Origin of the sequence: Pseudomonas sp. PvP100 (assembly GCF_017833055.1) — a bacterium.
GTDB lineage: Bacteria > Pseudomonadota > Gammaproteobacteria > Pseudomonadales > Pseudomonadaceae > Aquipseudomonas > Aquipseudomonas syringae.
The window spans coordinates 5153993-5177427 of sequence record NZ_JAFIBO010000001.1 but is presented as its reverse complement, the minus strand read 5'-3'; the positions used below and the strand labels follow the sequence as shown (position 1 = coordinate 5177427).

Annotated in this window: 20 protein-coding genes and 1 riboswitch; of the genes, 7 read left to right on the top strand and 13 right to left on the bottom strand. The window is 60.6% G+C overall.

The features are described 5' to 3' along the window. Positions 1-12: 12 nt before the first annotated feature. The 6 genes from JOE39_RS22335 to JOE39_RS22310 all read right to left on the bottom strand — a co-directional run bounded on the left by JOE39_RS22335 (position 13) and on the right by JOE39_RS22310 (position 5686). Positions 13-990: an esterase-like activity of phytase family protein gene (locus JOE39_RS22335; RefSeq protein WP_161421459.1), complete on the bottom strand. Its 978-nt coding sequence runs from the start codon at positions 988-990 to the stop codon at positions 13-15. Then, positions 987-2891, bottom strand: coding sequence for a DNA topoisomerase IV subunit B (gene parE, locus JOE39_RS22330; protein ID WP_003342973.1), 1905 nt, complete (start codon positions 2889-2891; stop codon positions 987-989). The genes JOE39_RS22335 and parE overlap by 4 nt, the downstream gene beginning before the upstream one ends. A 76-nt stretch (positions 2892-2967) precedes the next feature. Beyond that, entirely contained in the window at positions 2968-3585 is a 618-nt protein-coding gene (locus JOE39_RS22325; RefSeq protein WP_003366268.1) for a YqiA/YcfP family alpha/beta fold hydrolase, read from the bottom strand. An 88-nt stretch (positions 3586-3673) separates the two neighbouring features. Continuing rightward, positions 3674-4480 carry a 3',5'-cyclic-AMP phosphodiesterase gene (gene cpdA, locus JOE39_RS22320; RefSeq protein WP_232924100.1) on the bottom strand — a complete coding sequence of 269 codons (807 nt, stop codon included), beginning with the start codon at positions 4478-4480 and terminating at the stop codon, positions 3674-3676. A 145-nt stretch (positions 4481-4625) separates the two neighbouring features. Next, positions 4626-5078 carry a DUF1249 domain-containing protein gene (locus JOE39_RS22315; RefSeq protein ID WP_003393560.1) on the bottom strand — a complete coding sequence of 151 codons (453 nt, stop codon included), beginning with the start codon at positions 5076-5078 and terminating at the stop codon, positions 4626-4628. Then, entirely contained in the window at positions 5069-5686 is a 618-nt protein-coding gene (locus tag JOE39_RS22310) for an NUDIX domain-containing protein (protein ID WP_003342963.1), read from the bottom strand. Before JOE39_RS22310 ends, JOE39_RS22315 begins: the two co-directional genes overlap by 10 nt. A 207-nt stretch (positions 5687-5893) precedes the next feature. Between JOE39_RS22310 and JOE39_RS22305 the strand changes: the two genes are divergently transcribed. Beyond that, positions 5894-6640, top strand: a complete 747-nt coding sequence (locus JOE39_RS22305; RefSeq protein WP_024664965.1) for an RsiV family protein — start codon at positions 5894-5896, stop codon at positions 6638-6640. Here JOE39_RS22305 and cytX read toward each other — a convergent pair. Both cytX and thiC read right to left on the bottom strand, forming a co-directional pair. Further along, positions 6609-7898: a putative hydroxymethylpyrimidine transporter CytX gene (gene cytX, locus JOE39_RS22300; protein WP_210078262.1), complete on the bottom strand. Its 1290-nt coding sequence runs from the start codon at positions 7896-7898 to the stop codon at positions 6609-6611. The two genes, JOE39_RS22305 and cytX, sit on opposite strands and share 32 nt — an antisense overlap. 740 nt (positions 7899-8638) lie before the next feature. Then, on the bottom strand, positions 8639-10528 hold the full coding sequence (gene thiC, locus JOE39_RS22295; RefSeq protein ID WP_010407496.1) for a phosphomethylpyrimidine synthase ThiC: 1890 nt from the start codon (positions 10526-10528) through the stop codon (positions 8639-8641). Positions 10529-10682: 154 nt separating this feature from the next. Continuing rightward, positions 10683-10787, bottom strand: a riboswitch (TPP riboswitch). Between the two features lie 167 nt (positions 10788-10954). On the opposite strand from thiC, the gene JOE39_RS22290 reads away from it, so the two are divergent. Further along, a complete protein-coding gene (locus tag JOE39_RS22290; protein WP_003392099.1) occupies positions 10955-12394 on the top strand; it encodes a TolC family outer membrane protein in 1440 nt (479 codons plus the stop codon). A 122-nt stretch (positions 12395-12516) separates the two neighbouring features. On the opposite strand, the gene waaA is transcribed toward JOE39_RS22290, so the two are convergent. Continuing rightward, positions 12517-13797 carry a lipid IV(A) 3-deoxy-D-manno-octulosonic acid transferase gene (gene waaA / locus JOE39_RS22285; RefSeq protein WP_024650481.1) on the bottom strand — a complete coding sequence of 427 codons (1281 nt, stop codon included), beginning with the start codon at positions 13795-13797 and terminating at the stop codon, positions 12517-12519. A gap of 69 nt (positions 13798-13866) precedes the next feature. Here waaA and JOE39_RS22280 point away from each other — a divergent pair, with 69 nt between their 5' ends. The 4 genes from JOE39_RS22280 to JOE39_RS22265 are packed head-to-tail and all read left to right on the top strand — an operon-like array spanning position 13867 to position 17228. Further along, complete coding sequence (locus JOE39_RS22280) at positions 13867-14199, top strand: SMR family transporter (protein ID WP_003346798.1); 333 nt, start codon at positions 13867-13869, stop codon at positions 14197-14199. A 48-nt stretch (positions 14200-14247) separates the two neighbouring features. Continuing rightward, positions 14248-15423 carry an FAD-dependent oxidoreductase gene (locus JOE39_RS22275; protein WP_210078264.1) on the top strand — a complete coding sequence of 392 codons (1176 nt, stop codon included), beginning with the start codon at positions 14248-14250 and terminating at the stop codon, positions 15421-15423. Beyond that, the gene (locus JOE39_RS22270; RefSeq protein ID WP_024683371.1) at positions 15420-16235 is read left to right on the top strand and encodes an aldo/keto reductase; all 816 of its coding nucleotides are present in this window, start codon (positions 15420-15422) and stop codon (positions 16233-16235) included. Before JOE39_RS22275 ends, JOE39_RS22270 begins: the two co-directional genes overlap by 4 nt. 36 nt (positions 16236-16271) lie before the next feature. Next, complete coding sequence (locus tag JOE39_RS22265) at positions 16272-17228, top strand: hypothetical protein (RefSeq protein WP_003422356.1); 957 nt, start codon at positions 16272-16274, stop codon at positions 17226-17228. 101 nt (positions 17229-17329) lie between these two features. Here the strand turns inward: JOE39_RS22265 and hldE are convergent, their stop codons facing one another. Together hldE and msbA are read right to left on the bottom strand one after the other, a co-directional pair. After that, a complete protein-coding gene (hldE, locus tag JOE39_RS22260; protein WP_003404685.1) occupies positions 17330-18754 on the bottom strand; it encodes a bifunctional D-glycero-beta-D-manno-heptose-7-phosphate kinase/D-glycero-beta-D-manno-heptose 1-phosphate adenylyltransferase HldE in 1425 nt (474 codons plus the stop codon). 124 nt (positions 18755-18878) lie between these two features. Continuing rightward, complete coding sequence (msbA, locus tag JOE39_RS22255; RefSeq protein WP_003414429.1) at positions 18879-20681, bottom strand: lipid A export permease/ATP-binding protein MsbA; 1803 nt, start codon at positions 20679-20681, stop codon at positions 18879-18881. A 115-nt stretch (positions 20682-20796) separates the two neighbouring features. Between msbA and JOE39_RS22250 the strand changes: the two genes are divergently transcribed. Further along, the gene (locus JOE39_RS22250; RefSeq protein WP_044312568.1) at positions 20797-21435 is read left to right on the top strand and encodes a toluene tolerance protein; all 639 of its coding nucleotides are present in this window, start codon (positions 20797-20799) and stop codon (positions 21433-21435) included. A gap of 48 nt (positions 21436-21483) precedes the next feature. Here JOE39_RS22250 and JOE39_RS22245 read toward each other — a convergent pair whose 3' ends face one another. Together JOE39_RS22245 and JOE39_RS22240 are read right to left on the bottom strand one after the other, a co-directional pair. After that, positions 21484-22653 (bottom strand): hypothetical protein, encoded by a 1170-nt coding sequence (locus JOE39_RS22245; RefSeq protein WP_004414793.1) that lies wholly within the window; start codon positions 22651-22653, stop codon positions 21484-21486. Next, positions 22643-23416 (bottom strand): glycosyltransferase family 2 protein, encoded by a 774-nt coding sequence (locus tag JOE39_RS22240; RefSeq protein ID WP_210078266.1) that lies wholly within the window; start codon positions 23414-23416, stop codon positions 22643-22645. The genes JOE39_RS22245 and JOE39_RS22240 overlap by 11 nt, the downstream gene beginning before the upstream one ends. Positions 23417-23435 lie beyond the last annotated feature (19 nt).

The following is a 23435-nucleotide window of genomic DNA, read 5'->3' as shown; positions in this document are numbered from 1 at the left end:
GCTGCACCTCGCTCACTGCCCGGCACCCCAGCCCGCCTCAGGTGCAGCGAAACGCCAGACGATCGGGCGTTTCTCACCGTCGGCACGCACACCGAAATTATTGTCGATGCCGATCCACGCGCCCTTCTCGTCCACCACCAGTGCCTCAGTCAGCCCGTAGGGTTGATCGTAACGACGCGACGGCACCATGGCTTCCTTGGCAAACGACCAGCAACGCTCGACCTGCCCGGTTTCGAGATCACGCCGACAGATGCGATACACCGCACGTTCCAGCGTGAACAGCTTGCCGTTGTACAACGACACATCAGAAAAATCCGTCGACACCTTTTTGCTGCCCTGCTCCGGCGGCAACGCGTCCAGACCGGACTCGGACAGCAGCACGCAGCTTTGCCCGCAGGTCCACTGCTCCTTGTCGCGTTGCACCACCAGCAAGCCGCGCTTCTCGCGTTCGGCCGCCAGCCACAGACGGTCGCCCGCAGGATTCACGGCAATCCCTTCGAAAATCGCGTTGAAACGCTGCAACATGCCCTGAGCCTGCGCCTGATCCACCAGCGCTTGCGGCAAATCCAGCCAGAACGGTTTGCCGCTGACAGGAACCTTGAGCACTGCGCCGTAAGCCTCGCTGACCAGATAGCGATTGCCGGCTGCATCACAGCTGACACCCTCGAAATCCAGACTGCCGCCACGTATCAGCGCGGAAAGGCCCGCCATGAAACGCAACTTCAACGGCAGATAGCTTTGTGGCGCAGGTGCGTCAATGTGATGTGACTGAGCCTTCCAGGTGTCTTGCGACACATCCAGGCTGTACAGCACATCGTCGTCACGGTCGGACACGGTCCACAACTGGCCGTTGCACATTGCCAGACCTGACAGATTGCCACCGGCCATGTCATCCACCGGGTGCTCGGATTGCAGCTTCAGGGCCTCGAGTGGCGCAGCGACAACCGGCACGGCAATCAGGATCAGGGCGGCGAGCCAGGCTCGTATCAAGTCAGGACCTCGGCAAGGTTGCCCTTCGACTCGAGCCAGGACTTGCGATCACCTGCACGTTTCTTCGCCAGCAGCATGTCCATCATTTCCGAGGTAGCCGCGAAATCATCCAGCGTGAGCTGCACCAGGCGTCGGGTGTTCGGGTCCATGGTGGTTTCGCGCAACTGCGGCGGGTTCATCTCACCCAGGCCCTTGAATCGGGTGACCTGCGGCTTGCCACGTTTCTTTTCAGCGACCAGACGGTCAAGGATCCCGTCACGCTCGGCTTCGTCCAGCGCGTAGTAGATTTCCTTGCCCAGGTCGATCCGGTACAGCGGCGGCATGGCGACGTACACATGCCCGGCGTCGACCAGCGGGCGGAAGTGCTGCACAAACAACGCACACAGCAGCGTCGCAATGTGCAGACCGTCCGAGTCGGCGTCGGCCAGGATGCAGATTTTGCCGTAACGCAACTGGCTGATATCGGCTGCGCCCGGGTCAACCCCGATGGCCACGGCAATGTTGTGGACTTCCTGACTGGCGAGCACTTCGCCGCCGTCCACTTCCCAGGTGTTGAGGATTTTGCCGCGCAACGGCAGGATCGCCTGGAATTCCTTGTCGCGAGCCTGCTTGGCGGAGCCACCAGCAGAATCACCCTCGACCAGAAACAGTTCGGAGCGCGCCGGGTCCTGTCCGGCACAGTCGGCCAGTTTGCCCGGCAACGCCGGCCCTTGGGTGATGCGCTTGCGCTCGACCTTTTTGCTCGCCTTGAGGCGCCGACCGGCGTTGTTGATCGCCAGATCGGCCAGCTGCAGGCCCAGCTCGGAGTGCGTGTTGAGCCACAGGCTGAACGCATCCTTGACCACACCCGAGACGAAGGCCGCCGCTTCACGGGACGACAGACGTTCTTTGGTCTGCCCGGAGAACTGCGGCTCCTGCATTTTCATCGACAGGACGAAGGCAATACGCTCCCAGACGTCTTCCGGGGCCAGCTTCACACCACGCGGCAACAGGTTTCGGAACTCGCAGAACTCGCGCATGGCATCCAGCAAGCCCTGACGCAAACCGTTCACGTGGGTGCCGCCCTGCGCGGTCGGGATCAGGTTGACGTAGCTTTCCTGAACGCTGTCGCCCCCTTCGGGCAGCCAGAGCAACGCCCAGTCGACCGCTTCCTTGTTACCGGTGAAGCTGCCGCAGAACGGCTCGTCCGGCAGGCGCAGGAATTCGGTGACCGAGTCCTGCAGGTAGGAACGCAGGCCGTCTTCGTAATGCCACTCGACTTTCTCGCCGCTGGATTTGTCTTCGAAGCTGACCAGCAGACCCGGGCACAGAACCGCCTTGGCCTTGAGCACATGCTTGAGACGGCTGACAGAAAACTTCGGTGTATCGAAATACTTCGGATCGGGGGCGAAATAGACGCTGGTCCCGGTGTTGCGCTTGCCAACGGTGCCGACGACCGCCAGTTCGGTGGCCTTGTAGCCGTCAGCGAAGGTCATTTCATATTCGTTGCCATCACGCTTGACCCGCACCCGAACCTGAGTGGACAGCGCGTTGACCACGGAAATGCCCACGCCGTGCAGGCCGCCGGAGAACTGATAGTTCTTGTTGGAAAACTTGCCGCCTGCGTGAAGCTTGGTGAGGATCAGCTCGACGCCGGACACGCCTTCTTCCGGGTGGATGTCCACCGGCATGCCGCGGCCGTCGTCGGAGACTTCGAGCGAATTGTCGGCATGAAGGATGACCTGTACCGAACGCGCGTGCCCGGCCAGGGCTTCGTCGACGCTGTTGTCGATGACTTCCTGAGCCAGGTGGTTGGGCCGCGAGGTGTCGGTGTACATGCCCGGACGTTTGCGAACCGGATCGAGGCCCGAGAGGACTTCGATGGCGTCTGCGTTATAAGAGCTAGCGCTGGGAGTGGCCATGGGTTCTCGTTATCAATCTTTCATGGAATTTCGGGGGTTCAATGTTCTTGCATTCATGTGACCGGGCATCGATCACCTACAGCGCCGACAGATCAATCTTCTGCAACAGATCGGGGGCAAATCCGGCAAACGTCAGCAGTGCCGGCATGCGCTCGGCAAACCCCTGAAAACTGTGGTCGCCGCCCGCCTGAATGCGCAAGGCACAGGCCCGGTAAAACTTCTCGGCGCGACGATAATCGAGCGTCTCGTCACCGGTCTGCAGCCACACCTGAAACTGCTGCGGGTCCTGCGGCGCGGGTACTTCGAGCTCGGCCAGCGCCCGGATATGGTCTTCGGTCAACTGCCACTGCTCGCCGGTGTACAGGTTCTGTTGCACGCCGAGAAACCCGTCGAACAGCTGATGCGGATTGACTGCCGGGTTGATCAGCACCGCCTTGAGGCCGTGCCGCTGCGCCAAATGAGTCGCATAGTAGCCGCCGAGGGAGCTGCCGACCAGTAATGGCCGTCCCAGCGCCGTGATAGCCGCTTCAAGCTGGAGCATGGCCTGACGCGGATGGTGATGCAGTTCAGGGACTTGCAAACGATCAGCCAGACCCAGGGATTTCATCAGCGCGCTTAATTGACAGGCCTTTCTCGACAAGGCCGAGCTGTTCAAGCCATGGATGTATAGCAGTGAAGGTGTGTCGCTCGTCACGCTGTCGCTCCCGGGTGCAAGGCAAAGCCGTGTAGTTTACAGGGACTTACGCTACAGCACCTCACCGGAAACGTATCCGCCTGCCCGATCAATAGCCGGTGCCGCCGTAATCGACCTCGAATTCCAGGCCGACCACTCGGGAAACAGCCGTTTCCAGCCGTCCATCGTCATGCAGTCGCAGCCAGCGATAGCCCGGCGCCGTAGTGTCCACCTTGAAATCCACACTGCCCGGGGCGAACTGAATGCAGGTCGAAGGCGACGCCAGCAGGCGCACGCCGTTACGCATCTGGTCGAACTCTTGATGCACATGCCCCCACAGTATGGCGCGAACCTGCGGAAAACGATCGAGCACGGCAAACAACGCATCGGCATTGCGCAAGCCGATCGGCGCCATCCACTCACAACCAATCGCCACCGGGTGATGGTGCAGGCAGACCAGGTGATGCCGGTCAGGCGCTTCGCTCAGCGACTGTTCCAGCAACTGCAATTGCGCAGCCGCGAGAAAACCCGGCACCGAACCGGGCACCGCTGAATCCAGCAGCGTCACCCGCCATTGACCGATATCCACCACAGGGTCGAGCAGCCCATGATGCTGCGCAACCTGTTCCATCTGCGGCAGTTCGTCGTGATTACCGGCGAACCAGCGCGCTGGCGCATCGATCCGCCCGCTTATCTGACGAAACGCTTCGTAAGACGAAGCACTGCCGTCCTGGGAGATATCGCCGCTGGCGACCACAAGATCGATGTGCGGCTGCTCGGCCAGCACCCGATCAACGACTTTTTCCAGACTGTCCCGCGTACTCATGCCCAACAACGCCTCGTCCGCCTCGGCGAACAAGTGGCTATCGGATATCTGCACCAGCAAAACTGACGATGAAAAGGCTGCGCTCGGCAAGACCGTCTCCCAGAGAGGATTCAGCGCGATTATGTGATGCGGCAACGGGCGGGTAAACCGGGAATGTGCGTGCGGACGAGCATTTGGTCACATTTGCTGATTCACGGTCTTGGGTGGCAAGAAACATCAGTGTGTCGAGAAGCGATCAGCGCACCGCCTCAAACTCATGCCCACACGCCAGGCAATGACTCAGCCATTCGCCCAGAAACAGGTTGAGCTGGGCTTTTTCGTCTGGTTGGTGCATGTCGGCGTTGGGGTAGGGATAGATGCCCCGGAAGCGCCGTGCATGTTCGGCGCCGATGACTTCGGCCATGCGTGCGTCGTGGTAGACCTGTACTTCGAGCTTGGGCACCGGTAGCCAGGGCAGGCTGTGTTCCTGGCAGACCTGCAAGGTGGTGGTGTACGGGCAGTCGAGCAGCACTTCGACTGCCAGCACGCCGAGCATCTGATCACCCTGGGTAACGGCGACGCGGCGTGAGCGCTGTTCGTTGCGCATGTCGGGTAGCAGGCGCATCAGGCGCGCGTAGTTGGCCTCGCACGCGGCCTGCAGTCCGGCAAGATCGACACGGTAGCGTTCGCGCACTGGACTCACGACCATAAACCCCTTATCTCTGCACGATTCAGCGCCAGCCATTGCAAGGCGATGATCGTCGATGCGTTCTTGATTATTCCGTCTTTCATCGCCTGCATGGCGTCATCGAATGACCAGACCGTGACCCGGATGTCTTCGCCTTCGGATTCCAGCCCGTGCAAGCCGCCCGCGCCTTCGCTCGTGCAGCGCCCCAGAAACAGGTGAACATACTCGTCGCTGCCACCCGGCGAAGGGAAGTATTTGGTGATCGGCCACAACGCTTCGAACTTCAGCCCAGCTTCCTCTTCCGCCTCGCGATGAGCAACTTCTTCCGGCTGCTCGTCCTTGTCGATCAGACCTGCGACCAGTTCGACCAGCCAGGGGTTGTTGGTCTTTTTCATGGCGCCTACGCGAAACTGCTCAATGAGCACGACTTCGTCACGTTTGGCGTCATAAGGCAGCACGCAGACGGCGTCGTGGCGAACGAACAGTTCGCGGCTGATTTCCTTGCTCATCCCGCCCGCGAACAATTCGTGGCGCACATGCAGCTTGTCCAGCTTATAGAAGCCCTTGAAGCAGTTTTCACGCTTTATGGTTTCAAAAGCGCTTGGTGCAGATCGTGTGGTCTGGGTCATGGGTTTCTCGCTTGCCGCCGTGTTTGACATCGGGCCATCCTAACGCGCATCGGCAGTCAGATGCAGCCCCCTTGAAGATGCAGGGTAGACGGCCGGGACTTAAAACAATTCTAATCTGCCATGATCGAACCGAAGACGTTGTTTACAGTCCAACCAGCCTGCATACGTACAACGCAACCGCCTTTACTGACACTGCCAAGGATCAACATGTCGTTATTGAGGATCACTTCACTGGCTTGCCTGGCCCTGTTGCTCGGCGCCTGCCAAAGCCTCTTCACGCCCAACATGCGCGCACCGCTGCAAGTCCAGCGCGATGCTTCCGAGCTGATCAAGCCGGGCTGCACCACGGCCGACTGCCCGTTGGTGAACATCGATACCGTGCATTTCCCCGATGAGCCGCGCCTGGACGCCATTGTTCAGAAAACGTTACTGCAACTGACCGTTGCCGACAGCAGCGCATCGCCGCCTGTGTCGATCAAAGCCTATCAGGAACAGTTTCTGAGCCAGGCCCAGGGTCGCAACGCCAGCTATCTGCAGGCCAAGGTACGCGAGCAGCATGACGGTATCGTAGTGGTCGAACTGTCCAGCTATCTGGAGACCGGCGGTGCCCACGGCAACCCGGGTCGGGCGTTCATCAACTATTCGCGTCAGCAGCAGAAAGTCCTGACCCTGGCTGACATGATCATCCCGGGCAAGGAAAGCGAGTTCTGGCAGAAAGCCCAACTGGCCCACCAGGGCTGGCTGGTATCGACCAAGATGAATGAAGACAGCGAGTTCATGAAGACTTGGCCGTTCAAGCGCACGCCCCACATTGCGCTGACCTACGGTGCAGTGATCCTCAAGTACTCGGTCGATACCATCGCGCCGTATTCGATGGGTCACATCGAGCTGAAGATTCCTTATCCGCAGCTCAATGGCATTCTCAAGCCGGAACTGTTCCCCGGCCGCGGTTGATCGCACCGCCGATCAGCAGCTGCAACACGCCAGCGACAATGAGCGCTGGCAGTGTTGCGCCCACTTCAGGATAAAGATTGGCCAGCAGATGATAGGTGCTGAGCCCGCCGAGCCACGCCAGCAGGCTCATCCAGCGCAAACCGCCCTCCGCTACCTGACCACTGCGACCACGCAGGATGAAATGGTCAACCAGCACGACGCCGAACAGCGGCGCGAATACCGAGCCGATCAATAACAGAAAGTTCTGATACTGCGCCAACGGTGCCAGACAGGCGATCAGCGTACAGACCACGCCAATCGCCAATGCCAGATGCTCGACTTTGATGCGTGACAGCAGAGCACTGGAGACTGCAGCCGAGTGAATATCGGCGAACGCATTTTCCGTCTCGTCCAGCAGAATCAGGAGCAGCGGGATACCCAGGCCTGCGCCGGCCAGCGCCAGCAGCAAGGCATTGACCTCGCCGCTCGGGGCGAATGCCAGGGTGTAGGCGACGCCCAGGCTCATGAGCCAGAAGTTGCCGATGAAAAAGCCGGCAGCCGTGCCGCCAAAGACACTTTTCGCACGCTGCCCGAAGCGTGAGTAGTCGGCAATCAGCGGCAGCCACGACAGCGGCATGGCGATGGCAATGTCGAACCCCGAGGCAAACGGCAGCGAACCATCGCCGGAGGTTGCCCACAGCGCGGGCAGATCAGCCTTGGCCAGCAGGTTCCAGGTCAGCCATGCACACGCCGTCAAGAGTATCCACAGGCCCCACTTGCGCAGAAACCGGCGCACGAAGGTCAAGGGTCCGCTGACGGCCAACAGCGTGGCCAGTGCGCCGAACAACAGCGTCCAGAGCAGCGGACTGCTCCACAGGCTGCCCTCTGCAAAGGCCCGAGCGCCGAGCAGACTGGCTGCGTCGCGCATGACGATGATCTCGAACGAGCCCCAACCGATCAGTTGCAGCAGGTTCAATACAGCGGGTAGCGACGCGCCCTTGCTGCCCAGGCTGAGCTTGAGCGCAGCCATGGACGACAGGCCGGTATCGCTGCCGATCACGCCGACGCTGGCGAGCAGCAAGACGCCCACCAGCGTGCCGAGGAAGATCGCCAGCATCGAGCCGGACATGCCCAGCTCTGGTGCCAGCAAGGCCCCGGTCTGCAACACCATCAGGCCAATGCCGAGGGAAAACCACAGGGAAAACAGATCCCGCCCGCCGAACACGCGCTGGCTGGCGGGGACGGGGGTGTCGGGAGAATAGGTGCCGGGTGTATTCACAGGGGTGTCTCGTGTGGAAAGTCTAGGAACCGGGTGCAGACGCACTGCACCTTCAGAATCGGACGCAGAGCGGGCTTCTGGCCGTAGGCCGTAGGAGCGAACTTGTTCGCGAAAGGGTCGTTACATCCGCTGAAGATGTATCGCCCGGAATAAAGCTTTCGCTCCTACGCCCTTCGGGCAGAAGCCAAGCCCTTTCGCGAACAATGCGGATCGCCGCCCCGGTCGCTCCTACGCCCTTCGGGCAGAAGCGTGCTCTGCGTCCGATGCATCGCTATGCACAAGTCCGCTTCTGATTCTGGCCGAAGGCCGTGGGAGCGAACTTGTTCGCGAAAGGGTCGTTACATCCGCTGAAGATGTATCGCCCGGAATAAAGCTTTCGCGAACAAGTTCGCTCCTACGCCCTTCGGGCAGAAGCCAAGCCCTCTCGAGAACAATGCGGATCGCCGCCCCGGTCGCTCCTACGCCCTTCGGGCAGAAGCGTGCTCTGCGTCCGATGCATCGCTATGCACAAGTCCGCTTCTGATTCTGGCCGAAGGCCGTGGGAGCGAACTTGTTCGCGAAAGGGTCGTTACATCCGCTGAAGATGTATCGCCCGGAATAAAGCTTTCGCGAACAAGTTCGCTCCTACGCCCTTCGGGCAGAAGCCAAGCCCTCTCGCGAACAATGCGGATCGCCGCCCCGGTCGCTCCTACGCCCTTCGGGCAGAAGCCAAGTCTCTCTCCCGGAGTGGCTATCGCTCTCTACACCTTCTTGTACAACTGGCTGCCTTCCTGCTTGAAGCGCTCGGCCTGTTCGGCCAGTCCCTTGGCGACGTCGACGTCTACCGCTTCAATCCGCTGATTGGCGGCGTACTCGCGGACTTCCTGAGTGATCTTCATCGAGCAGAATTTCGGCCCGCACATGGAGCAGAAATGCGCGACCTTGGCCGAATCCTTGGGCAGGGTTTCGTCGTGGTACGAACGCGCGGTGTCCGGGTCCAGGCCGAGATTGAACTGATCTTCCCAGCGGAACTCGAAACGCGCCTTGCTCAAGGCGTTGTCGCGGATCTGCGCACCCGGATGGCCTTTGGCAAGGTCCGCTGCATGAGCCGCGATCTTGTAGGTGATGATCCCGGTTTTGACATCATCCTTGTTCGGCAACCCCAGATGTTCCTTGGGCGTGACGTAACACAGCATGGCGCAGCCGAACCAGCCGATCATGGCCGCCCCGATGCCCGAGGTGATGTGGTCGTAACCCGGCGCGATGTCGGTGGTCAGCGGGCCAAGGGTGTAGAACGGCGCTTCGTCGCAGCATTCCAGTTGCTTGTCCATGTTCTCCTTGATCAACTGCATCGGCACATGGCCAGGGCCTTCGATCATGGTCTGCACATCATGCTTCCAGGCGATCTTGGTCAATTCGCCCAGCGTTTCCAGTTCACCGAACTGCGCCGCATCGTTGGCATCGGCAATCGAGCCAGGACGCAGGCCATCGCCCAGCGAGAAGCTGACGTCGTAGGCCTTCATGATTTCGCAGATGTCTTCGAAATGCGTGTAAAGGAAGTTTTCCTTGTGGTGCGCCAGGCACCATTTGGCCATGATCGAACCGCCACGGCTGACGATACCGGTGACACGCTTGGCAGTCAGCGGCACGTAACGCAGCAGCACCCCGGCGTGGATGGTGAAGTAATCGACGCCCTGCTCGGCCTGCTCGATCAGCGTGTCGCGGAACAGCTCCCAGGTCAGGTCCTCGGCTGCACCCCCCACTTTTTCCAGCGCCTGATAGATCGGCACCGTACCGATCGGCACTGGCGAATTTCGGATGATCCACTCACGGGTTTCGTGAATGTGCTTGCCGGTGGACAGGTCCATGACCGTGTCCGAGCCCCAGCGGATGCCCCAGGTCAGCTTGGCGACTTCCTCTTCGATGGAAGAGCCCAGTGCGCTGTTGCCGATGTTGCCGTTGATCTTCACCAGGAAGTTGCGACCGATGATCATCGGCTCAAGCTCGACGTGGTTGATGTTGGCCGGGATGATCGCGCGGCCCCGGGCAATCTCTTCACGTACGAACTCGGCAGTGATTTCTTTCGGAATGCTCGCGCCAAAGCTGTGCCCGGCATGTTGCTGGGTCAGCAGACCTGCGGCGCGGGCTTCCTGGAGCTTCATGTTCTCGCGGATGGCGACGTATTCCATCTCGGCAGTAATGATGCCCTGACGCGCGTAGTGCATCTGGCTGACGTTGGCGCCGGCCTTGGCCCGGCGTGGGTTGCGTACATGAGCAAAGCGCAGCGCGGTGAGTTCGGCATCGCTCAGGCGTTGCTGGCCGAAGTTGGAGCTCAGGCCCGGCAGACGCTCGGTGTCATTGCGCGAGTCGATCCATGGCGAACGCACGTCAGCCAGGCCTTTGCGCACGTCGATGATCACATTGGGGTCGGTGTAGGGGCCGGAGGTGTCATAGACCGTGACCGGGGCGTTAATCTCGCCGCCAAAGTCAGTCGGGGTGACGTCGAGGGTGATTTCGCGCATCGGCACGCGGATGTCCGGGCGCGAGCCCTGAACGTAGATTTTCTGCGAACGGGTAAACGGCTGTACCGATCCGGAATCGACCTGCGCCGACTCACTCAAATGGGCTGCGTTTTTTGCTTTTATACTCATCACGGCTCTCCAGACATCCAGTTGCGGATTTATTGTCGGAGTGACCTGACATGACGGACGGGTGCACCAATGCTGGTGCTGAGTATCGAAAGGAGGCGAAACTGTTCATTATTTGAACAATCGACCCCGGACGGCACTCAAGAGGACTCGCCGGGAGACGAGAAATCTTGTTCCCTACGCAGGCGCTAACCTGATCAGGTTCAACGGGATCCGGTTTAACCGATCTCAGCCTCATAGCAAGGCACCCCGACAAGAACGCTGCCAGTCTATGACGGGGTGCCGTCGCAACGCCAGCCTATTTGCACGGGGCTCGATAAATGGCGCAAATCGACGATTGTTGCCAAAAGCGTCTGGCTCTACACTCCCTAGCCCGGTTTCTCTTCAACCCGAGCTCTAATTACTTTCTTCATGAACAGGGAATGCCTCATGTTGCGCAAACTTTCGTTGGTCGTGGCTGTTTCGTTTGCGTCCAGCGGGTTGACTTGGGCAGCCGAATTGCCAAGGCCAACGCAGACAGGGCTGTTGAGCGTTTATCAGCAGGCAGTGGACAACAACGCCGACCTAGCAGCCTCACGCGCCGATTATGATGCGCGCAAGGAAGCCGTGCCGCAGGCCCGCGCCGGTTTGCTGCCGAACATTTCCGGCAGCGCCCAGAACAGCAGTACCCGGACCAGCATCGATCAGCCCAGAGCCGTGGCCACCCGCAGCGGCAACCTCTACCAGGCCACGCTGAGCCAGCCAATCTTCCGCGCCGACCGCTGGTTCCAGCTGCAGGCTGCCGAAGCGAGCAACGAACAGGCGGCGCTCGAGCTATCGGCTACCGAGCAGAATCTGATCCTGCAATCGGCGCAAAGCTATTTCAGCGTACTGCGTGCACAGGACAATCTGGCCTCGACAAAGGCCGAGGAAGCGGCCTTCAAGCGCCAACTGGATCAGGCCAACGAGCGCTTCGATGTCGGCCTGTCGGACAAGACCGATGTACTGCAGGCGCAGGCCAGCTTTGACACGTCACGCGCCAGCCGACTCATTGCCCAACGCCAGGTCGACGATGCCTTTCAGGCGCTGGTGACGCTGACCAACCGCGAATACAACTCGATCGAAGGCATCGTGCATACCCTGCCGGTGCTGGCACCGACGCCCAATGACGCCAAGGCCTGGGTCGATACCGCCGCGCAGCAGAACCTCAATCTGCTGGCCAGCAACTACGCAGTCAATGCCGCCGAAGAAACCCTGCGTCAACGCAAGGCCGGACACGCGCCGACGCTCGATGCCGTGGCGACCTATCAGCGTGGCGATAACGATGCACTGGGTTTCAGCAACCCCAACTACACTGGCCGCAACTACGGCGGCGATGTCGAGCAGCGCAGCATTGGCGTGCAGTTGAATATCCCGATCTACAGCGGCGGGCTGACCAGCTCACAGGTACGCGAAGCCTATGCGCGCCTTAGCCAGAGCGAGCAACGCCGTGAAAGCCTGCGTCGTCAGGTGGTGGAAAATACGCGCAACCTGCATCGCGCGGTGAATACCGATGTGGAGCAGGTCCAGGCCCGCAAACAATCGATCATTTCCAACCAGAGCGCGCTGGAAGCCACTGAAATCGGTTATCAGGTCGGCACCCGCAACATCGTCGACGTGCTGGATGCGCAACGCCAGCTGTATGCCTCGGTGCGGGACTACAACAACACGCGTTACGACTACATCCTCGACAACCTGCGCCTCAAGCAGGCAGCAGGCACCCTGAACCCGGGCGACCTGCAGGACCTGTCGCGCTACCTGAAGGCCGACTACAACCCGGACAAGGACTTCCTGCCGCCGGACCTGGCGACTGCCGCGCAGAAGAACTTCGAGCGACCTGCAAAGCGCTGACAGGTGACGCAGAGCGTCACGAAATGCATTCCCACGCTGGAGCGTGAGGAACGAGAATCTCAACTATCGTGCCGACGCTCTGCGTCGGCATGCCGTTCCGGACGCTCCGCGTCCTCCCCGACTCAGCGCCTGCTCATCAATCGCCCGATCCCGTCGAGCAGGCGTTGCAGTGCGCCCTGATTGGCTTTCATCACCGCAAGCCCGGCATCGGCCATGTTGCGCGCCTGCTGCGGCTGGTCGAAAAGGCCCTGCACGGCGGCGGCCAGCGCTGCTGCATCGTTGACCTCTTGCAATGCACCGGCCTTGCGCAGCATTGCGGCAATCTCAAGAAAGTTGAACAGGTGCGGACCGCTGAGTACCGGCATGGCCAGTGCTGCAGGCTCCAGCAGGTTGTGCCCGCCGTTGGGCACCAGGCTGCCGCCAACAAAAGCGATGTCAGCCAGCGCATAGAGAAACAGCAATTCCCCCATGGTATCGCCCATCAGCACCGAGACATCCGCCGTGACAGCCTGCGCGGTTGAGCGTCTTACCGTCGCAAAACCCTGTTGCTGACACAACGCATGCACGCTGTCGAAACGTTCGGGGTGGCGCGGCACCAGAATCAGTAGCGCATTGGGGTGACTGGTCAGTAACGTGCGATGAGCCGCCAGCACGCTTTCATCCTCGCCCGCATGCGTGCTGGCCGCGATCCAGACCGGACGCTGCGTGGTCTGCCATTGTTCACGCTGCTGGGCGGCACGCTGCAGAAGTTGCGGGTCGATGCTCAGGTCGAACTTGATCGAGCCGGTCACCGCCACGCACTCGGGGCGTGCGCCCAAATCACGAAAGCGCTGCGCCTCAGCTTCAGTCTGCACCGCGAACCAGGCCATTTCCGCGAGCATCGGTCGCGTCAGCCCGGCAAAGCGCGCGTAACCCCGCGCCGAACGCTCCGACAGCCGGGCATTGGCGAGCACCACGGGAATCCCGCGCAGGGAACACTGATGGATGTGGTTGGGCCACAGCTCGGTTTCCATGATGATCCCCAGCCGTGGCTGTACCTGATCGAGAAAACCCGCGGCCGCCCACGGCAGGTCGTAGGGCAGGTAGCAATGCTGAATCCGCGGCTCGCTGGCGAACAGCGCCTTGATTCGTTCCGAACCTGTGGGCGTCATGCAAGTCACAGTGATCGGCAATTGCGGATATTGCACCAGCAGCGACCGAATCATCGGCGCTGCGGCGATGCTTTCACCCACCGACACCGCATGCACCCAGATACCGCCCCGCTGCATGACCGGCAAGCCGCGGGCGAAGCGCTCGCCGATGCGCTGGCGATACGCCGGGGCCTTGCGCGCACGCAACCACAGACGCAGGGCAACCAGCGGCAGGCCGAGATGGAACAGTACGGTATAAAGAGTTCTATTCATGGGCGCGGAGTTTATCAGCCCGCCATCACAAGTCGCTAGAATGCGCAGCCTGACGAAAAGGAATGCACCATGAACGCTTATTACCTGTTGGCTATCGCCGTTTGCGCGGAAGTCATCGCCACCACGTCCATGAAAGCGGTGAAGGGATTCAGCACCCCGCTGCCCCTGGTGCTGCTGATTACCGGCTATGCGATCGCGTTCTGGATGCTGATTCTGGTGATGCGCACAATCCCGGTGGGCATCACTTACGCCATCTGGTCGGGCATGGGCATCGTCATGGTGAGCATCGCGGCGTTCTTCATCTACGGCCAGAAACTCGACCTGCCCGCGCTGCTGGGCATGGGCATGATCGTGGCAGGCGTGGCAGTCATTCAGCTGTTCTCGAAAACCGCCGGGCATTGAAAACCCGATCCTTTATAATGCTGGTACTTTTCGCTCACTGAGGTGCTCATGCCATCGGTTATTTCCACTGACGTGCTGATTGTCGGGGCTGGCGTTGCCGGTCTCTGGCTCAATGCCCGGTTGCGTTGTCAAGGGTTCTCGACAGTGCTGGTAGAAAGCGCCAGCCTGGGTGGCGGGCAAAGCCTCAAGTCTCAGGGGATCATCCATGGCGGCGCCAAGTACGCGCTGCACGGCGCGCTGTCGGGTGCCTCCGAAGCCATTGCCGACATGCCGCGCCGCTGGCGTGAGGCCCTCGATGGCAAGGGCGAGCTGGACCTGTCCAGTGTACGCCTGCTGTCCGAGGCCCATTACCTGTGGTCGCCAGGCACCATCGCCGGCAACCTCACCAGTTTCTTCGCCAGCAAGGCCGTGCGCGGCCGTGTGGATCAGGTCAAGGGCGAGCAACTGCCGCCAGCCCTGCAAAACCCCAAATTCAAAGGCAAGGTCTATCGACTGGCCGAGCTGGTGGTCGATGTACCCAGTCTGATCGGGCGGCTTGCCGAGCTGGCCGGTGACAGCCTGCTGGCCGGTCAGCACATCGAGCCGCTCTTCGAGGGCGATGAGCTGATCGGTCTGCGCGTCGATGGTCGCGATATCCATGCGCAGCGCATCGTGCTCAGTGCCGGTGGCGGTAATGCCGATCTGCTGAACGCACTGGGCGTGTCGCAACCGCAGATGCAGCGCCGTCCGTTGCACATGGTGCTGGTCAAGGGGCCGACCTTGAAGCCACTGTACGCTCATTGCCTGGGTGGCGGCCCCAAGCCACGCATTACCGTGACCACGCACCCGGCAGCAGATGGCCAGTGGGTGTGGTATCTGGGCGGCGATCTGGCCGAAGCCGACGGCGTTGCCCGCCAACCGGACGCGCAGATCGCCGTCGCACGCAAAGAGCTTGAGGCGCTGCTGCCGTGGGTCGACCTGAGTCAGGCGCAGTGGGCGACCCTGCGTGTTGATCGTGCCGAGCCGGCTCAATCAGGGCTGGTGCGCCCGGACAACGCCTTCCTCGACAGCCAGCAACGCCTGATGATCGGCTGGCCGACCAAGCTGGCGCTGGCACCGGACTTCGCCGACCGGGTCCTGTCGCAGCTGTCCAGAGACGGCATCCACCCGACCCCGCAAGCTGCGCTGAGCGATGTGCCACGGCCTCCGATGGCCATACCTGTCTGGGATGAACTGCTGCCATGAGCCTGAAAACCCTGCACGATCTGCATCGCCCGCTGGGCAGTACCGGCCTGAACGTATCGCCGCTGGGGCTGGGCACCGTCAAACTGGGGCGCGACCAGGGCGTCAAATACCCCAGCGGCTTCAAGATTCCCGATGACCAGCAGGCGCAGATGCTGCTGCGCATGGCCCGCGACATGGGCATCAACCTGATCGACACGGCACCCGCCTACGGTACCAGCGAAGAGCGCCTGGGGCCGCTGCTGCGCGGTCAGCGCCAGGACTGGGTAATCGTCAGCAAGGTTGGCGAGGAGTTCGTCAACGGCCAGTCGAGCCATGACTTCAGCGCCGCCCATACACGCACATCGGTCGAGCGCAGCCTGAAACGTCTTGAAACTGACTTTCTCGATCTGGTTCTGGTGCATTCGGACGGCAACGATCTGGCGATCCTCAACGACGCCGGGGTATATCAAACGCTCGCCGACCTCAAGCGCGAAGGCAAGATTCGCGGCTTCGGCTTTTCCGGCAAGACCGTCGAAGGCGGCCTGCTGGCGCTGCGTGAGGGTGACTGCGCAATGGTCACTTACAACCTCAACGAGCAGGATGAAAAACCGGTACTGGATTACGCGCAGGCTCATGGCAAAGGCATTCTGGTCAAGAAAGCACTGGCCAGTGGTCATGTCTGCCTGACACCCGGCATGGACCCGGTCCACGCCAGTTTCCAGCTACTGTTTGAACATCCGGCGGTTGCCAGTGCTATTGTCGGCACCATCAACCCGTTGCACCTGGCACACAACGTTGCAACTGCCGCTGCCGTGATTTGCCGTCAAGCCTGATTGAGGCGGCCGACCCCAACGCAAGAAGGAGCCGTTATGCCGCGAACACTGATCCGGAAGAATCCCAGCAACTTCAAGACCCTGCCGCTGTTTGTCGAGGCCACTGCGGAAAGCCTGAGCTACCAGAGCGTCGGCATGCCGATGAACTTCGCGCAGACCTTGCAGCGGCGGCGCAAGATCGACGTGCCGGACACCGAACACTTCGCCACCGAACTGGCCAATCTGGGGGTGTCCGTTCGCCTGACCGTCAATTGGCAGAACCGCGATTACTGGGTGCTGGTTCGCCAACGTCGTCAGGACCGCGGCGACGTCGTGCTCAAGCTGATCTCGGGTTACGTCCCGGCCCATGAGCTGACACTGCCGCTGCACACCGCGATTCAGGAAGTGGCCGAAGAGTGCCTGATCGAAACACCGCAGGGTTGGCTCAGCGGGCTGTTCAAGGAGACCTGGCTGCCTGCGCCCTATGCCGCCGCGCTGCATTATCGCGAGGCCATGCCCTTTCGCCTGAGCCCCCTCTCCGGCGCCGCGAGACCGGTGCGAACCGGCAGCCTGACCCTGCTGGAACGTCCACGGGCCTATGTGCATCTGCCCACAGCGTCCTTGCAGCTGATTTACGACATGCGCCTGGAAATCCCCAAGGAAGCGCGCCCGGTCAGCCTTTTCCATGTCGACGAAGCCCTGGAAAACGATCAACTGGTCGCCCGCCTCAACCGCAGCAAACCTGACCTGTACCTGATGCCGCTGGAGAATGGCGCGCCTCTGCCTGAGCTGTATACGCTCAAGCGCGACAAGCTGATTCCGGCCGGTACAAGAGGGCTGTACCTGGCCGAGAGTTTCGCCGCGCAGGATGGCTGGGTGGTGCGTGAAGAGCGGATTCGCTGGAAAGACTGGCTGCGTCAGCAGGGCATGGCCCCACCAGCGAAGAAGTCAGGGCTGAAACGCCTGACCGGCAAGGCGCGAGAGCTGTTGCACTCCATTAGTGGCAAGCTGTAAGCCTCAAGCCTCAAGCCTCAAGCCTCAAGCCTCAAGCCTCAAGCCTCAAGCCTCAAGCCTTTTGATTTGATCTGCTTTGGCTTGTAGCTTGCAGCTAACCCCTACCCCTGCCCTCGAATCTTCTCGACAATGGCGGTGGTAGAGCTGTTTTCCACCAGCCCCAGCACACGCACTTCGCCGCCGTACGCCTGAACGATATCGGCACCGACCACCTGATCGACACCATAATCACCGCCCTTGACCAGCACGTCGGGCTTGACGTGGGTCAGCAGGTTTTCAGGGGTTCCTTCCGGGAAGCTGATGACCCAGTCCACTGCCCCCAGACCTGCCAGCACCGCCATGCGCCGCTCAACGCTGTTGATCGGTCGGCCTGGCCCTTTCAGGCGGCTGACGGACGCATCGTCGTTGACGGCAACGATCAGGCGATCACCCAGGGCGCGCGCCTGCTCCAGGTAGGTCACATGACCGGCGTGGAGAATGTCGAAGCAGCCGTTGGTGAAAACGATCCTTTCCTTGTGCGCGCGTGCGTCATCGACCGCCAGCAGCAGTTGCTCCAGGCCCAGTACACCGCGCTCGGAGCCCTCTTCACGCTGAATGGCCCGGCGCAATTCAGGGGCACTGATGGCCGCGGTACCCAGCTTGCCGACCACAATGCCCGCCGCCAGGTTGGCCAGAGCCACCGCATGCGGCAACTCTTCGCCGGCAGCAATCGCTGCCGCCAGGGTAGAGATCACCGTATCACCAGCACCGGTCACATCGAACACTTCGCGGGCACGGGCCGGCAGATGCAGCGCCTGCTGATCAGGACGCAGCAGGGTCATGCCATGTTCGCCACGGGTCACCAGCAGCGCGCCGAGATCGAGCTCCTGCATCAACTGCGCACCCTTGGTGACCAGTTGTGCCTCATCGACACAATGGCCGACGATGGCCTCGAATTCGCTGAGGTTCGGCGTGATCAGGCTGGCACCGCGATAGATCGCGAAGTCCTTGCCCTTGGGGTCGGCCAGCACCGGAATGCCGCGCTTGCGGGCGGCCTGAATCAGCGCCTGATGGTTTTTCAGGGCGCCCTTGCCGTAATCCGACAGGACCAGCACCTTGATGCCATCCAGCAGGCTGTAGACCTCTGCGCTCAGGGCCAGCGGGTCAGTCCTGAACGGTTCTTCGAAATCGATACGCAACAATTGCTGGTGGCGACTCATGACACGCAGTTTGACGATGGTCGGCTGATCGGCGATGCGCTGAAAGCGCGCCAGCACACCAGCAGCCTTGAGGCTGTTGGTCAGACTCTCGGCAGCTTCGTCATCCCCCGTCACACCGACCAGCGAAGCCGGTGCGCCCAGCGCAGCGATGTTCAAGGCCACGTTGGCAGCGCCACCCGGACGGTCCTCGATCTGATCGACCTTGACCACAGGTACTGGCGCTTCAGGGGAAATACGCGAGGTACCACCATGCCAGTATCTGTCGAGCATGACATCGCCCACCACCAGGACAGGGGCCTGATCAAAGCGCGGCATGGATAGCTTCATGGAACAACCCGTACTTGAAAAATGGACAGGGGCGGAATCTTAGCACAGGGGTTTGCAACCGACAGGCTGTTGAATCACACCGCTGAAAGGCAGGCGGGCTGTGTCAGCCCGCCTGATAATGAGGTCAAACCGCGCCGGCAGGCGCTGGCTCGTCCAGCCCCATGGCATGCAGGCGGGCGTAATAGCCGTTCTGCGCCAGCAGCTCCGAGTGCGTACCGCGTTCGACGATCTGCCCGGCGTCCATGACCAGAATCAGGTCGGCCTTCTCGATGGTCGAAAGGCGGTGGGCGATGACCAGCGTGGTACGGCCCTTCATGACGTGGTCCAGCGCCGCCTGAATGTGCCGCTCGGACTCGGTGTCCAGCGCCGAGGTGGCTTCGTCGAGAATCAGCAACGGGGCGTTCTTGAGCAGCGCGCGGGCAATGGCCAGACGCTGGCGTTGACCGCCTGACAGCAGCACACCGTTTTCGCCCACCTGGGTATCGAAACCCTGCGGCAACTGGTCGATGAACTCCTTGGCGTACGCATCAGCGGCGGCCGCTTCGATGTCGGCACGCGGCGCACCGGCCAGATCGCCGTAGGCAATGTTGTTGGCAATCGTGTCGTTGAACAGCGTGACGTTCTGATTGACCTGAGCGATGTGCCTGCGCAGGTTACGCAAGCGATAATCGTTGATCTCGACGCCATCGAGCAGGATGTTGCCCATGTCGTGCCCGTAGAAACGCGGAATCAGGTTGGCCAGGGTCGACTTGCCGCTGCCGGAGCGTCCTACCAGGGCAATCATCTGTCCCGGCGCGGCGGAGAAACTGATGTCGTTCAACACCTGACGCGCCGTCTGCGGGTAGAAGAAGCTGAGGTTCTTCACCTCGAGGTGGCCGGTCACGCGCTCACGCTCGATGGTGCCGGTGTCGACTTCCTCTTCCACATCCAGCTGTTCGAAGATGCTTTCGGCACCGGCGACGCCTTTCTGGATCGTGGAGCTGACTTCCGACAGCTGACGAATCGGCTTGGGCAGCAGGCCCGCAGCGGTGATATAGGCGACCAGATCACCCGCAGTCGCTTCACCACGCAGGAACAGCACGAGGAACATCAGCACCGCCATGGCGCTGTAGATCACCAGTTGCAGCATCGGCGTGTAGATGGCGCCGGTCTTGGTCATGCGCAGCTGCTTTTTGGTGTTGCTGTTGCTGGCCTGGGCAAAGCGCGCCTGCTCGTAGGACTCGCCACCGAAGCTGCGGACTACGCGATAGCCCTGAATGGTTTCCGAGGCAACATGCGTGACATCGCCCATCGCCACCTGGATCTTCTTGCTCTGCTTGCGGAATTTCTTGCTCGCGGTGCCGACCATGACGGCAATCAACGGCAAAATCGCGAGCATCACCAGCGTCAGCTTCCAGTTCATCATCAGCAGATAGATGAACAGGAACACCACGGTCAGGCCTTCGCGAATCACCACCTTGATGGCATCGGTGGCTGCACCGGTCACCATCGTGACGTTGAAGGTGATGCGCGAGATCAGATGGCCGGAATTGGTCGTATCGAAGTAGCGATTGGGCAACACCAGCAGCTTGTTGAACAGCTCTACGCGCAGGTCATGCACCAGCCCGAGGGAAACCTTTGCCAGGAAATAGTTGCCCAGAAACGAGCCCAGCCCCTGCCATGCGGCGATCAGCACGATCAGCAGCGGCACGGCCTGCAACAGCTGCAACTCGCGCAGATAAGGAACATTGGGAAACAGCACCGCTTCAGGATTGGTCAGGCCATCGACGAAATATTTCAGGATGCCGGCGAGCATCGGCTGGGTCGAGGCGAAAATCACGAAACCAATGATGCTGAGCAGGAAAATGCCCACATACGGACGCACATAAGACAACAGGCGGAAATAGATTTTCACGCTGGAGGTTGCGGACGATTCGGAGGTTGTCATGAGAATCCGTCGTGTTAAAAAGAGGCCGAATTGTATCACAGCGGTTTTCGCGGCTGCCTGCTGCGGTAACATAGGCGGCTCGTCCATTACCAAGGGCGTAAAAACCGGAGTATCGATGCAAGCGCTTGACCACGCCCATTACCTTGAACAGGTTCAAGGTGCCGAAGTACTTGAAGCCGACGGCACGGGCGACAAGGTACTCCGCCTGCGTGACGGCTCCATGCTGAAACTGTTTCGGCGCAAACGCCTTGTCAGCTCAGCAGCCTGGTACCCCTACGCGCAGCGCTTCGCAGACAACTGTGAAACGCTGGCCAAACGCGACATTCCCTGCCCGCGCATACGCTCGGTCAGCCGCATCGCCGAGATCGAGCGCGATGCCGTGCATTATGATCCGCTGGCTGGCTTCACCCTGCGCCAGCTACTGGGCAGTGCGGTGGCCGACGACAAGCTGCGCAGGCAACTGGGAAGCTTTATTGCCGGGCTGCACGAAAAAGGCATCTACTTTCGCTCGGCCCATCTTGGCAACGTGATCCTCACGCCCGAAGGCAGCCTCGGCCTGATTGACATCGCCGACATGAAAACCTATCGCCGCGCCTTGCGCAAAAGCCTTCGCTTGCGCAACTTCAAGCACATGCTGCGCTATCAGGAAGACCGTCAATGGCTGCTGGACAACGGCAACCCGGCCTTTCTCGATGGTTACATGAGCGCTCAGTCCCTCTGCGACACCTCTGAACTGGCCCAGGCTGTTCAATAACCTGCCCCATGAAAAATGGCCGCTTTCGAAGCGGCCATTTTTTTGAGGCTATTGCTGCTGCCTGAGCCGATGCGTCTGCACCACTCGCCCCAACACCATGGACGCCGGTAACAGCACCAGTACCCAGAGCTCGTCTGGATTGCCGACCAACTGGGCTCCGTCGAAGTTAAGCATGACCAACGCGCACACAAGATAAAGACCCCAGGCATCGCCATTGCGCACGGAGTCCCACAGCGTTATCGCCATCACGACCAGAAACATCACCAGCGAAGCGGCGCCGGTGTACAGCCCCAGCGACACGAAAATATTGTGCGGGTGCTGGATCGGTATGCCGCCCGTCAGGGTCTGGGTGGTGTAGAAATCCACACCGCAGCCCAGCATCCAGCCACAGCGACGCCATTCACCGGTCATGATTTCAAACAGCTCGATGCGATAGGAATCACCTCTGACCATCAGCAGGGCGACCCACTGTTCATCCTTGACGAACCAGAAGGCGGCTGCCGCCACGACGCCCAGCGCCAGCAAGACCACTGTCGTGCGCAGCGGGAAACGGTAGAGCGCATAGGCGGTGCAGACAGCAAACAGAACGGCGCAACCCACCAGCGCAGTACGTGTCTGCACGATAAAGGCGGTTATCACCAGCGTGACAAGAACGGCGCAGACGGCCTCGACCCAGCGACGCTCTTTTGCCCACAACGGCATGGCCAACGCAAGGCTGCAGACCAGCCAGGCACTGGCGTAGATCACGTTCTCCATTCGCCCAGGCAGAATCGCCACACGCTGGCCGAACTCGAACTGCCCGGTCACCCAGCTGTGAATACTGCTCAGCAGAATGTACAGGCACAGCGCCCAGAACATGCTGCGCACGAAGACCCCGCGCCTGAAGAAGCCGTTGTCGGTAATCCCGGCGACGACAAAGACAAACAGGCTGACGTAGATGATGTGCTTGTAATACTGGAACTCCTGCGCCTGTAGCGCGGGGACCAGAAAGCAGGCCATGAACACCGCCCAGGCAATGCCCAGAGGCTTGGCAAACACGCCAGCGCCGCGGTACTTGATCAAGAAGAACAAGCCCGGCAGCGCCGTGAATGCATAAAACAGATTGTTGGTGATCTTGGCTGAGGGGTTGAGGATGAAACTCAGCAGGAAGATGACGATGGCAGCCGTAAAATACTGCTGTACTTTGCTGCCGGGCATTCTTATCGGGTCAACTGACATTATTAAGCAACCAACCTGCTACTAGGCCAGCGAGCACAGCGACGATCAGCTTGACGCGATCCCGACGTTTGCGACGCTGTTTGTCAAGCCGCTCCTGCGGCAACTCCACGTGCTCACCAAACCCGGTGTGCAACACGGCATCATTTTCCAGAATCAGAGCGTAACGGTTTTGCGCAGCGAATAATTGTGAAAGTTTCTTCTCACCACCGTGCCCGGCATAAGGCGCATGCTGCAGGTAATCAGCCAGGCGGCGCAGCCCCGGATTGAAGGAAAACCCCTGCCATTCAGGCTTGTGCGAGCCCAGCTTGTAAAACGCAATACCCTCGACCACTTCACGCTCGTTGAGGTAAACGTAAGGGCTGTGGATACGCAGATCGTGATTGTAGCTGCGCAACCAGACCTGTAAGGCTTGCGGATCGTGTTTCAGCAGCGTCATCGACTCTTCGATGAAGTGCGGACGGTAGAAATCCCAATCGTCTTCGCAATGGAACACCCAGGACGTTTCGATCAGCGAATAGGCCGCGTCGACAGAGCGCATCTGCCCCAGCTTGGGGTTGTTGATGATGAAACGCGTATGCGGGTGCCAGTGCTCGGGAACGCAGGCCTGAACCCGGTCATCGCCGGAGTCTTCGGTAATCAGCACATGGCGTATGGGCGCAGTGTTGAAATGGTCGAACGTTTCCAGGGTGCGCTTCAACAGGTCGAATCGACCACAGCTGGTGACCACCAGCGTAATGTCGCTGTTTTCGCTGAATACCATCATTCGTTCCCAATCATTGAAT